The organism is Bacteroides caecimuris (genome assembly GCF_001688725.2).
Taxonomy (GTDB): domain Bacteria; phylum Bacteroidota; class Bacteroidia; order Bacteroidales; family Bacteroidaceae; genus Bacteroides; species Bacteroides caecimuris.
On sequence record NZ_CP015401.2, the window covers coordinates 672001 to 684325 of the forward strand.

General features: G+C 42.9%; 9 protein-coding genes. 3 read left to right on the forward strand and 6 right to left on the reverse strand.

Annotated elements, in window-relative coordinates; all coding sequences use genetic code 11:
* Window positions 1–243 precede the first annotated feature (243 nt).
* The 3 genes from A4V03_RS02495 to A4V03_RS02510 form a co-directional block, all read right to left on the reverse strand.
* Window positions 244–1920, reverse strand: coding sequence for a glycoside hydrolase family 43 protein (locus tag A4V03_RS02495; RefSeq protein ID WP_065537823.1), 1677 nt, complete (start codon window positions 1918–1920; stop codon window positions 244–246).
* 141 nt (window positions 1921–2061) lie between these two features.
* A complete protein-coding gene (locus A4V03_RS02500; RefSeq protein ID WP_065537824.1) occupies window positions 2062–3303 on the reverse strand; it encodes a DUF4861 domain-containing protein in 1242 nt (413 codons plus the stop codon).
* A 153-nt stretch (window positions 3304–3456) separates the two neighbouring features.
* Window positions 3457–5076, reverse strand: coding sequence for a glycoside hydrolase family 28 protein (locus A4V03_RS02510; RefSeq protein WP_065537825.1), 1620 nt, complete (start codon window positions 5074–5076; stop codon window positions 3457–3459).
* A gap of 351 nt (window positions 5077–5427) precedes the next feature.
* On the opposite strand from A4V03_RS02510, the gene A4V03_RS02515 reads away from it, so the two are divergent.
* The 3 genes from A4V03_RS02515 to A4V03_RS02525 all read left to right on the forward strand — a co-directional run bounded on the left by A4V03_RS02515 (window position 5428) and on the right by A4V03_RS02525 (window position 8089).
* Complete coding sequence (locus A4V03_RS02515) at window positions 5428–6285, forward strand: enoyl-ACP reductase FabI (RefSeq protein WP_065537826.1); 858 nt, start codon at window positions 5428–5430, stop codon at window positions 6283–6285.
* Window positions 6286–6291: 6 nt separating this feature from the next.
* The gene (locus A4V03_RS02520) at window positions 6292–7299 is read left to right on the forward strand and encodes a gliding motility protein GldB-related protein (RefSeq protein ID WP_065537827.1); all 1008 of its coding nucleotides are present in this window, start codon (window positions 6292–6294) and stop codon (window positions 7297–7299) included.
* A gap of 85 nt (window positions 7300–7384) precedes the next feature.
* Window positions 7385–8089 (forward strand): SAM-dependent methyltransferase, encoded by a 705-nt coding sequence (locus tag A4V03_RS02525; RefSeq protein WP_065537828.1) that lies wholly within the window; start codon window positions 7385–7387, stop codon window positions 8087–8089.
* Here A4V03_RS02525 and A4V03_RS02530 read toward each other — a convergent pair.
* The 3 genes from A4V03_RS02530 to A4V03_RS02540 form a co-directional block, all read right to left on the reverse strand.
* Window positions 8055–9173, reverse strand: a complete 1119-nt coding sequence (locus A4V03_RS02530; RefSeq protein ID WP_065537829.1) for a hypothetical protein — start codon at window positions 9171–9173, stop codon at window positions 8055–8057. The genes A4V03_RS02525 and A4V03_RS02530 overlap by 35 nt on opposite strands.
* Window positions 9174–9236: 63 nt before the next feature.
* Window positions 9237–10085, reverse strand: coding sequence for a lipoyl synthase (gene lipA, locus A4V03_RS02535; protein WP_065537830.1), 849 nt, complete (start codon window positions 10083–10085; stop codon window positions 9237–9239).
* The gene (locus A4V03_RS02540) at window positions 10085–12295 is read right to left on the reverse strand and encodes a S9 family peptidase (protein WP_065537831.1); all 2211 of its coding nucleotides are present in this window, start codon (window positions 12293–12295) and stop codon (window positions 10085–10087) included. The genes lipA and A4V03_RS02540 overlap by 1 nt, the downstream gene beginning before the upstream one ends.
* Between the last annotated feature and the right edge of the window lie 30 nt (window positions 12296–12325).

Genomic DNA, 12325 nt, shown 5'->3' on the forward strand with positions numbered 1-12325 from the left:
TGTTCTCCTTTAATCTCTTTTACCGATACAAAAATAGGTAAAAAAGATAAGATAAAGAAATCCTTTCCTACTTGCCGGGTTTTATCTTCTCCTTTGGAAAGAATTGTTTCTTGTCACGGAACTTTTAGTTTCTCAGCTTGAAACAATTAGTTCCACACCAAGAAACCAATGGTTTCACTGTATGGAACTAACAGTTTCAAGGCATGAAACTAGAAGTTTCAAACTAGGGAACTAAATTTGAAACTATTTCTTAGTAATCCGGAACCAGTCTACATCTGCCCATCCTCCGTCGTTAGTAACGATAGCGGGACGTGTGCAGAACATACCGACCTTAGCACCGATCCATTGTCCTTCTCTTGCCTGGAAAGGATTGCCTAGTGGGTGATACTTCTTTCCGTCGAGGCTGTAGCTGAAGTTGCACATCACAATGAGATCATGTCCGCCTTCGCTACCCTTGATTTTCTTGCCATCACAACTGAAACGAACTTTCAGGTAAACCGTATTTTGAGAAAGATCGACAGAAGCATTTGCTTGTTCCGGTTTTCCTTTATCCGCTCTTTTACATTCAACTTGAGATAGCACTAGTCCTTTATCTGTATTTTCCAGAATGATTCCGGCATAATCTCTGCCCATAACAACAAGTCCGGTGCGTTCACCTTTAAGTTTAGGATTAGGGCTGAACGTAAGTTTCATTGTTGCGGTGAAATTATCAGAAGGAGTTTTCTGCAAGAGCAGATTGGTTACATCCCACAAATTTTTATATTCTTTTAAAACCGGATAAGAATATAACCTCACATAACTCTTGTCGCCTGCGTAATAGGCCCATTTCTCATTGATGTTAGCGTGCCATTGCCATTGTGGAGAAAGTGTATATCCGTCGAATTCGTCACTTTCCTGCGGAGTGCAGATAGGATATGTTTGACCTACATTCGGCTTCTTGTAAGTCAAGACAGGTTCGCCGCAACCGTCACCGTCTTTATCGATACCGATCACAGGCCAGTCGTTTACCCATTTCATCGGCTGAAGATGCATGATACGTCCGTAAGCGCCGACATCCTGAAAGTGGAGGAACCAGTCTTCTCCGGTAGGAGTATCCACCCATGCACCCTGATGAGGACCGTTGACTGGAGAGTTACCTTGCGCAAGGACTGTTTTCCATTCGTAAGGACCGTAGATGTTTTTAGAACGTAGAACGACCTGCCAGCCTGTCGGTACGCCGCCTGCTGGATGGAAGATATAATAATAGTCGTTTCTCTTATACATTTTAGGACCTTCGCAAGTTTGATGTGCTTCGTGACCGTCAAAGATAATACGAGAAGGAGTGATCGCTGCATTTGCTTCCGCATTCAGTTCGCAGATAGCGATTACACTTTTCAGTCCGGCACGGCTTCCTGCGTATGCGTGTACCATATATACTTTCCCGTCTTCATCCCAAAACGGGCAAGTGTCAATGATACCTTTTCCCGCTTTCACCAAGACTGGTTCGCTCCACGGACCTTTCGGATCTTTGGCTTTCACCATAAAAGCACCCTGATCAGGATCTCCCCAAAAGATATAGAACTCACCGTTGTGATGACGGATAGCCGGAGCCCAGACACGATTTCCGTGTTCCGGTCGTTCCGGAGTTTCGATAGGAGGGAGGGCATTGGGAACTGCGGCACCGATGATTGTCCAGTTGACTAAATCTTTGGAATGAAGGATTTGCAATCCCGGCAAGCAGTTGAAACTGGATGAAGTCATATAGAAGTCATCCCCTACGCGACAAGCGTCCGGATCGGAGTAGTCGGCATAAAGCACCGGATTTTTGTATTTACCGTTTCCGAGGTCGGAAACCCATACTTCAGATACATAGTTCTTCTGTGCTACTGCGGTGAAAACCGTTAATAAGCAAAAGGCTAAAGTCTGTGTCAATCGTTTCATGTTATAGATAGATTATTTATAGATATAATTTGATGGCAAAGGTAAATAAAAAGACTCTGCACAAGGAGGAATATTTGTGCAGAGTCATAGAAAAATTGGTAGATACCTCGTAATTTTTGTTTAGTTGTATTTGTTTCTACCCTATTTATTGGTACGGTTATCTTTTATTTTCACTGTCACCGGATGAGCCAGCTCTTCTTTCCATTCGCGGAGATGAGCAAACCATGCTTCCGGTGTTTTATATCCGAATGTCTCTTTCATCGAAGTGAAAGTCGTGTGATACTGGAAATATTTATTTCCTGGAGCGGTAATGGTATAAAGGAAATTGGCTTTATCCTTTTCTTCCGATTTCACATAACGTTGAGGGATACAAGTGCCCAGCCCTACAGTTTCTTTGGCATATTTCACAGTGTCGTTGACCGGCCAGTCTGTTCCCCAACTTCCTACGAGCCCTTTATGATCGGAGAAAGACTTGGAAGTGCCTACGATGTTTTGCACACCTGTGCAGAAAACTTCTTTATTGAGCGGTTCGTCAAAGAATGTTTCGATATGAAGATCGCGGTGTCCGGCATAAAGCGTGTAGCGTGTCATCATATCCAGTTCCTGATCCTGATATTTCCATCCGGTCACTTCAATTTCTGCAATCACCCGCACCGGTCCATAAGAGATGATACGTTCTGTGCGGGTGTCTACCGGAGTGATATGCGTCGCTTTTTGTCCGTCCCAACCTTTCAGTGCGCCCGGTCCGCAGCTGTCGAACACACGAAGTACGTCATCTCCGAATCCTTTAGCTAACTGTTCATCCGTCGGGTAGAACTGCGATTCTTTGATCTCCAGTCCTTTGTTGAACTTGCCGTAAATATCCGGTGTCTGTTTCTCATTGAAATAAAGACGATAGCCCACCAACTCCGATTCCAGAACCGGACCATGCGGACGTACCATGCTGTATATATTGCTGGTGCCGGGAACGGTGATAGCCTGTACCCGTTGATGTTTACCTTTCCGGTGGTCTACTATAAACATATCGGCATAAACCCTTTCCGGATAAGTTTTCGTGCTTTTCTCCGAAGAGAGTGTAACCTGGAATGTTTTTCTACCGTGAGCAGGGAGGTCGGTCACAAAGGCTAGTTCGTCCATCTTGCGGTCTCTGTTTAAATCATCCAGTTGCGATGGTATTTCCTTTGTTCCTTCCATGACAACAGCGGATTTTACTTTGAAGCCGGCGTGCAACTCATGCAGGTTGATAACAACCGGAGCATCCGCTTTGGCCTGATTCCAGTTGTTTTGTACTTCAACTGTGATGGTTTTCTCCAGTTTCTGCGCCTGGGCAGACAAACTGAAAACTCCTAAAAGGAAAGTAAAAATAAAAAGATTCTTCTTCATGATTTTCTAAGGCTGAAATTATACGTCGTATTTCTCCTTGCAAAAGTAACAGAAAAAAATAGCAGACTGTCTATCTTTTGAAAAGATTATAGTCTGCTATTTGAGCTTTTTACTCTATATAATGATATTGTGGTTTTCTTTTTGCAGTGAACTTTATTTGAGGCTTAAAATTTCTTCTTTCGCTCCCAATTCTTCATAAACCTTTCCGTCTACGGTCAGATTCTTAGCATTTTTGGCTTTTAATATATGGTTACCTTTAGACGATTCTACATATACATTTTCCAAAGTAACTCCGTCAACTTGGCTGATAACAACACCGTCTGTAGCTTTTGTTATCACGACATTCTTAACGGTAATATTGCTGATCGGCATTTCTGGCAAACCATTGAAGAACATGGCACGTCCCGAACCTCTGCAAACAATATTAGAGATATGAATATTGCGGAAAGCAGGTGTTTTTTCCGTTACCGGAGGAATACTTGTCTTCATGCGGTTCAGCAAATCCTCTTCCGATTCTTCGCCGGCACCTTTTCCACCGTAGAATAGGTCGAACAACAACGGTTCGTTCGGAATGTTAATCATGTTGATATTATTAATGTAGATGTTTTCTACCACACCGCCACGTCCGCGAGTGCTCTTGAAGCGCAAACCTACGTCTGTGCCCATAAATGTACAGTCTTCTACATAGATGTTCTTCACACCACCCGACATTTCACTACCTACTACGAATCCGCCGTGTCCGTGCAGTACCGTATTATTTTTAACGATAACGTTCTGGCAAGGTTCACCGCGACGGCGGCCGTCTTCATCTTTACCGGATTTGATACAGATAGCATCATCTCCCGCATCGAATATACTATTAATAATGAGCGCGTTCTTGCAAGATTCCAGGTCGATAGCGTCACCATTTTGGGAATACCACGGATTGATGACCATGATATTGTTGACTGTAAAATCCTCGCAAGACAATGGATGCAGACACCAGCTTGGTGAGTTTTTGAAAGTAACACCTTCCAACAGTACTTTCTTGCTTTTGACGATGCTTAACAACACCGGGCGCAACCACGGACGGATTTCAGCCCATTCTTCGTCTGTATTGATACCTTCGGGTACATTGAAATCTTTACAAGCCATTGCACCTTTCAGAGAACCGGCCGTGGGGTACCATATCTCTTGTTTTTCATCAAGAACCCCTCCTGAGTTTACCAGTTTTTTCCATTGTGAAGCAGTCAGTTTACCTTTTTTTACCGGACGCCAGCAGTCGCCGTTTCCGTCAAATGTGCCATATCCTGTGATAGCGATGTTCTCTGCATTGCGTGCGGAAATAGGCGATTGGCAACGACGCGTTTCCAACCCTTCAAAAGAAGTGGCAATGATAGGATATGCCTCAAAATCACTGGTGAAGAGCACCAAAGCATTTTGTTCCGTATATAAATTCACGTTGCTCAACAGTTCGATAGGTCCTGTCAACCAGATGCCTTCCGGGATAATCACTTTACCCCCTCCGCGTTGATTCACCTCTTTAATAGCATCGTTGATTGCTTGGGTATTCAGAAACAGACCATCGCCTTTGGCTCCGAATTTCTCAATGCTTACCTCATAAGCAGGAAAAACCGGTTGCTGTACTTTGGGCATTTCAAAAGGTAGATTCTGGTAGAGAGCGTCACTGATGGAGCTCTCTTTTATGGCAATCTTGCTTTGTTTACATCCCGATGAGATAAACGGTAAACAGGATATGACCATCCAGAAGAGTCTTTTTGTCAATGTGTTCATTTAGTAACTTATTTCTATATGGTTATACATCTATTGTTTTTCTTGGTAGTTGGGTGATGATTAATGAGGGCGATTTCATAATTCTTATGTCCTTCCGCAGGCGATCTGTCGCAGGCAGCCTGCAGGAGAGGAATAAGACCAATTCATGTTAACCTAATTCTAACCTTAAATAAATATTATGAAAAAACCTCTTAATTATCGATCGCAAAGATAGGTGGCAAACCCCAAGAGGATGTGGACTAATTGATAGAATACGTGTATTTTTTGTCATTTCTGTCTATTATTTGCACACTTCTCGTGTTTTTATGCAGAAAGTTCCTATCTTTGCACAAAATTTAACTATTAAAAGATATGAGTTATAACTTGTTGAAAGGAAAAAGAGGTATTATCTTCGGTGCTTTGAACGATCAGTCTATTGCCTGGAAAGTGGCAGAGCGTGCCGTAGAAGAAGGTGCAACTATTACATTATCAAATACTCCGATGGCCATCCGTATGGGAGAAGTCGACGCTTTGGCACAGAAATTAAATTGCCAGGTGATTCCGGCAGATGCCACCAGCGTAGAAGATTTGCAAAATGTCTTCAAAACCTCCATGGATATATTGGGTGGACAAATTGATTTTGTACTCCACTCTATCGGTATGTCTCCTAACGTACGCAAGAAACGTACTTATGATGATCTTGACTATGGAATGTTGGATAAGACATTGGATATTTCAGCTGTTTCATTCCACAAAATGATTCAGTCCGCCAAGAAATTGAATGCTATTGCTGATTACGGTTCTATCGTTGCTTTGAGCTACGTGGCTGCGCAGCGTACTTTCTATGGTTACAATGATATGGCAGATGCAAAGGCATTGTTGGAATCCATTGCACGTAGCTTTGGTTACATCTACGGACGCGAACATAGTGTACGCGTGAACACTATCTCGCAGTCTCCTACATTTACTACTGCAGGTTCGGGTGTGAAAGGTATGGATAAACTGTTTGATTTCTCCAACCGTATGTCTCCGCTCGGGAATGCTACAGCTGACGAATGTGCTGATTATTGCATCGTGATGTTCTCCGATCTTACCCGTAAGGTGACTATGCAGAACTTATTCCATGACGGTGGATTCTCCAGCGTAGGTATGAGTCTTCGTGCCATGGCTACTTATGAGAAGGGGCTCGAAGAGTATATGGACGAAAGTGGTAACATCATTTACGGATAAAAGATTATGAAACTACGGATCTCTCTTCTTAATTTATTAATTGGTATGCTTTTCGCCTCCTGTGGGATAAGCACGGGAAAAGGTACGGAGCAGAAGGAAGAAGGGATTTCTGTTCTAAGATATGATAAGCTGTTGAGCGAATACGTTCGCTCCAACAGCTTTTCTGCTATGCAGAAGTTGACGATGGACTACCGTATGCCGACGAAAATTCTGATTGAGGATGTGTTGTCTATCGGCACGGTAAAAGATGATACTATTTCGCAACGTCTGCAGAAATTCTATTCGGATACGACTTTAGTCCGTTTGCTTAGCGATGTGGAAGCAAAGTACCCTAATCTGGATGAGGTGGAAAAAGGACTTAACAAAGGATTCCGGAAACTGAAGAAGGAAGTGCCTGATACGAAGGTGCCGTTTATCTATTCGCAAGTGTCTGCCTTCAACGAATCTATTGTTTTGGTGGATTCTTTATTAGGGATCAGTCTTGATAAATATATGGGGGAAGATTATCCTCTCTATAAGCGTTTCTATTACGATTATCAATGTCGTTCGATGCGTCCGGAACGGATTGTGCCGGATTGTTTTGCTTTTTATCTTTTGAGCCGTTACGGAATGGATTATCATGAGGGTACTTGTCTGATTGACTTGATGATGCACTCCGGAAAAATCAATTACGTCGTGCAGAATCTGTTAGGATATAGTGATATCGGTGAAGCGATGGGATATTCCAAGGGGGAAAGCGACTGGTGTAAGGAGAATGAAAAGGAGATATGGAATTATATCTGTACCAACGATCATCTGCATGCACGTGACCCGATGGTGATCCGCTATTATATGAAACCTGCTCCGGCTGTCGATATGTTGGGTGCTCAAGCTCCGGCATTGATCGGAACATGGGTGGGTGCAAGAATCATCGCTTCTTATATGAAAAAGCATAAGGACATGAAACTGAAAGATCTCCTGGAATTTACAGATTATCAAGAGATGTTAAGTGAATCCAACTATTTGGCTTCCTGAGCTGTTACATTTCTCAATGTTTAATTAGCTTTGCTCAAAACCTTATTTGATTTTTAAAGTATAGTCTTAATTCTCAATTAAAAAAGTGGAAACTGCCCTCTATTTGTTGCCCGTGACGTTAGGTGATACGTCTATTGAAAAGGTATTGCCTTCTTATAATAAGGAGATTATCTCCGGTATCCGGTATTTTATAGTCGAAGATGTTCGTTCTGCCCGGCGTTTCCTGAAAAAGGTGGACCGGGAGATTGATATTGATGCATTGACATTTTACCCGTTGAACAAGCATACTTCTCCTGATGATATTTCCGGTTATCTGCAACCTTTAGTAGGTGGTGCTTCAATGGGGGTGATCTCCGAAGCAGGTTGTCCGGCAGTAGCTGACCCAGGAGCTGATGTAGTTGCTATCGCACAGCGTAAAAAGTTGAAGGTGGTTCCTTTGGTTGGACCTTCTTCCATTATTCTTTCTGTGATGGCTTCCGGCTTTAACGGGCAGAGTTTTGCGTTTCATGGCTATCTGCCGATTGAATCGGGAGAGCGTGCCAAAAAACTAAAAGCACTGGAACAGCGTGTGTACGCTGAAAATCAAACGCAACTTTTCATTGAGACGCCTTACCGGAATCATAAGATGATAGAGGATATTTTGTTGAATTGCCGTCCTCAAACAAAGCTTTGTATCGCTGCCAATATTACTTGTGAAGGAGAGTATATACAGACACGTACAGTGAAGGAGTGGAAAGGACACGTGCCTGATTTATCTAAGATTCCTTGTATTTTTCTCTTATATAAATAACGCCTTTCAGGTGTTCATATTCATCTTCGAAGCAGCTGCTGAAGAAACCTTTTCCTAAGTTTTCCTCTATCTGTTTGAAACTCCACAGTTTACTGTTTTTAAAGCGGGGGTTACAAAGGATGGAATCATCTTTAATATCAACAATGAATAGATAGACAAGACGATTGGTCACTTCATTCTCGAAGTGATAAACGATGTTGAATTCAGGTTTGATACCTTTTTCATGAGGGAAAGCATGGTTGATTAAACGAGTGGCGCCTGCTTCCAAAGATTCTCCGAAGCGGAGATAGCATTCCATGGGAATATCTACTTTTCCTCTATCCAGAATGGCGGTTGATGACCTGTCGCAAAGGAATAACATCCCGTGAGTGGATATGGCAATTCTTATCACCGGATTGATATATGCGTTTTTGTAATTAGCAGCTTCTATTGCAGGTGTTTTTCCGATTACATCTCCTTTGGTGTTTACAATAGGAACGTATTCCGTATGAGACATTAAGTGATTGAAGAAACGGATGGCAATCTGATTGAATAGAATGCTCATTAGAAAGACGGTAGGGGGCAACACCTTATAAAGTACAAAGATACTTGTTTTGCTCAACGGGTCTTGAAAAACGATGGTAATGCTAATTATAATAAAGTGCAATATACCGAAGAGCAAAGCGATACGTGCGGATACAACGGCTGCTTCTGCGCCTTGCGCATATAAACGTTTGTTGCAAGAACCTGTCTGTTTTAAAAAATGGTTGATAAACCTTTTATTATGCATATAAAGGCTCAACATTGGAATGAGAATACTGACTTCAAGCGTAAGTGGAAGTGCGCCGGGAGGAACATAATCGCCGGGAATAAGGGCTGCCAAGGATAATAGTGCCAGCACTCCGGTTGCTATATAGAGGATAAAATTAGGAATTAACATTCCCTTGCGTCGATAAGAAAGGTATATACCTACAATACCTATGCTTGTACCGATGTAAATAGCCGTGTCTTGCGTTATAAGTTCACACAACAAAATGGAAATAATAACGGGGATAAAACCCAGCGACATGTTAAATGCGGAAGAAAGTGTTCCTTTATGAGCCATCTCTATACTTATGTTTATTTGTCGGTTCTATCAACAAAACAAATAGGGGATATGTTTTGTTTGCTAACGAATATGTTTCTCTGCGTGGTAGGAGGAACGAACAAGGGGAGCACTCTCTACGATGTTGAATCCTTTCTCTAAACCTACAATTTTATATTTCGCAAATTGTTGCGGAGTGATGTATGCTGCAACGGGATAATGTCGGTGACTCGGTTGAAGATATTGGCCTATGGTAAGAATCTGGCAACCGGCTGCTAATAGATCATCCATCAACGTTTCAACTTCTTCCGGGGTCTCACCCAGCCCGACCATAATACCGCTTTTAGACTTGATTCCCTTCTCAGAAATGTGTCTGATAACTTGTAGGCTTGTATCATAATTTGCCGCACTGCGCACTAGCGGACTAATGCGGCGTACGGTTTCCATATTGTGTGAAATAATGTCGGGACGGGCTTCGATTACCCAATCTACCAACTCCATCCTGCCTTGGAAATCAGGAATGAGCACTTCGATTGTTGTTTGTGGATTCAGCCGTTTTATTTCCTGAATGGTATGTGCCCAATGTGCTGCTCCCAAATCCGGTAGATCATCCCTGTCTACGGAAGTGATGACAGCGTGATCCAGTTTCATCAGTGCGATGGATTCTGCTACATGGGTAGGTTCGTTTGCATCTAGCGGGTGCGGGCGCCCGGTTTGTGTGTTGCAGAATTTGCAACTGCGCGTGCAGATGTCACCGCCAATCATAAAGGTAGCAGTTCCTTTTCCCCAACATTCTCCCATATTAGGGCAACGCCCACTGCTGCATATAGTATGCAAACAGTGGGAGTCGACAATCCGTTTGGTTTCGGTGTATCGTTCGTTGGCACCGATATTAATTTTGAGCCATTCGGGCTTACGTACTCTGTCCGTCATTATAAGTTATTCAAGAAAAAGTTGGTCAACCGTGTGTATAGGTGTTGGCGGGTATTGCCACCATATATTCCATGATTACGGTTTGTATACACTTGCATATCAAATTGTTTTCCAAGTTGAACCAATTGTTCGGCATATTCCGCACAATTTTGGAAGTGCACATTATCGTCTGCCATGCCATGCACCAACAACAAGTTTCCATGCAGTTTGTCAGCGCGGGTGAAAGCTGATGATTCCTTATAGCCTTCTGCGTTCTCTTTCGGAGTACGCATGAAGCGTTCTGTGTAGATAGTATCATAGAAACGCCAGTCGGTGGGTGCAGCCACTGCTACTCCTGCTTTGAATACGGGGGTTCCTTCGCTCATACTCATGAGAGTCATGTAGCCGCCGTAGCTCCAGCCCCAGATACCGATGCGATTTTTATCCACGTATGGTTGTTTGCCGAGATACAAGGCTGTTTCTACTTGATCTTTGGCTTCTTTGACTCCGATTTTAAGATAAGTACATTTCTCGAAAGCCTCTCCACGACCTCCTGTGCCGCGACCGTCTACACATACTACGATATAACCGAGGCTTGCCATGTATGTCTCCCAACTGATTTCCCAGGTATCCAATACCTGTTGAGAGCCCGGACCGCTATATTGATACATCAGTACCGGATATTTTTGGGATGCGGAGAAATTAACCGGTTTCATCATCCAACCGTTCAACTTCACGCCATCTGTGGTTTGGAAAGTAAAAAACTCTTTTTGTGGCATTACATATCCGGACAATGTTTGTTTCAATTTGTCATTGGTAATAAGTGTTTTGAGTATTTTGCCCGAATTATCATTCAGTGTAACCGTCATCGGAGTATTCAAGTTGGAGAACTTGTTCATGTAATACTTCATCGATTTGCTGAAGAGCGGTGTATTGGTTCCTACCTGTTGGGATAGTTTAATCTTTTTGCCCTTCTTGTCTGTTTTATAGACAGCTTTGCGCAGAGGGCTTTCTTCATTGCTGGTGTAATAGAAAGAACCGTCTTCTTCATCATATCCCAGAAAATCTTTCACCTCAAATTTACCGTTAGTAACCTTTTTAATCAGATTACCTCCCATACTGTACCAATAGAGGTGGCTGTAACCGTCACGTTCGCTAAGCAGGCTGAAATATTCCGGATAGAACTGGATGTTATCGAAAATCTTCTCTTTGATGTAATAAGGAGACTCATCGCGAAGTATTAGTTTGCAAAGTGTGGAACGAGGATCGGCAAAGTAAAGATCAAAACGGTCTTGATGGCGGTTCAATGTCATGATAGCCAATTTGTTGGCATCCTTTGTGAAGCGTATACGCGGAATGTATCCGTCTGCATCCAACGGAAGTTTCATTGTACGGGTGACATGTGATTTGATGTCATACGTACGTACCTCTACTTTCGAATTCGGATATCCGGCTTTCGGATACTTGTATGTATATTCGCCCGGATAATCTTTTAAAGCATCAATGTGGGGTGCCTGTCCGGCAAATACCGGGAAAGAGTAGGAGGGAACTTCCGACTCGTCGAAACGGATAAAAGCAATCAGCGTATTGTCGGCGCTGAATTCCAAAGCACGGTTGAAGCCGAATTCTTCTTCATACACCCAGTCAGGAATACCGTTGATTACAGCATTCTGTTTGCCATCTTCTGTGACCTGGCTTTCGCTATTGCCATAAAGCAGCTTAACAAGAAATATGTTATTGTTGCGGACAAATGCAATCATGGTACCGTCCGGAGAGAAGACGGGGACCTGTTGAGGTCCACCGTCAGACAGCCGTTCAATAATGTTGTTTGTCGTAACACCCTTGTCATTTCGTTTCAAAGGGTAAATGTAATGTACAGCTGTGTATGAATGCCTGTAAATAGGTGTTGTTTTGGTAGCAATCAGCAATTTCTGACCGTCGGGCGAGAATTGGTAACTGTCGAAGTTCTTGAAGTCACATTCGCGTGTAGTATTTACATCGAAAATTACTTCTACTTTCTCGCCTGTCTTGAAAGAGTATTTAATGATTTGCGTGCCGTCAGCGTTCATCTGTGTGTAGTGTTCGCCATCAGGCATAGGGATTACTCCCTGAATATTTTCCGGGCGGAAACGTCCGGAGGTAATATCTTTTAAATCGAGTGCCTTTTGTCCTTGTGCCATTCCGGTCAGACAGAGAAGGCAGAGTAATAAAGTGATGCTGATCTTTTTCATCTGCGTTTATAATCGGTTTTGGTTTTAATT

Bases quoted from the DNA above. Each gene is read 5' to 3' on its own strand.
- A4V03_RS02495 (WP_065537823.1), bottom strand. From the start codon at position 1,920: ATGAAACGATTGACACAGACTTTAGCCTTTTGCTTATTAACGGTTTTC.
- A4V03_RS02500 (WP_065537824.1), bottom strand. From the start codon at position 3,303: ATGAAGAAGAATCTTTTTATTTTTACTTTCCTTTTAGGAGTTTTCAGT.
- A4V03_RS02510 (WP_065537825.1), bottom strand. From the start codon at position 5,076: ATGAACACATTGACAAAAAGACTCTTCTGGATGGTCATATCCTGTTTA.
- A4V03_RS02515 (WP_065537826.1), top strand. From the start codon at position 5,428: ATGAGTTATAACTTGTTGAAAGGAAAAAGAGGTATTATCTTCGGTGCT.
- A4V03_RS02520 (WP_065537827.1), top strand. From the start codon at position 6,292: ATGAAACTACGGATCTCTCTTCTTAATTTATTAATTGGTATGCTTTTC.
- A4V03_RS02530 (WP_065537829.1), bottom strand. From the start codon at position 9,173: ATGGCTCATAAAGGAACACTTTCTTCCGCATTTAACATGTCGCTGGGT.
- lipA (WP_065537830.1), bottom strand. From the start codon at position 10,085: ATGACGGACAGAGTACGTAAGCCCGAATGGCTCAAAATTAATATCGGT.
- A4V03_RS02540 (WP_065537831.1), bottom strand. From the start codon at position 12,295: ATGAAAAAGATCAGCATCACTTTATTACTCTGCCTTCTCTGTCTGACC.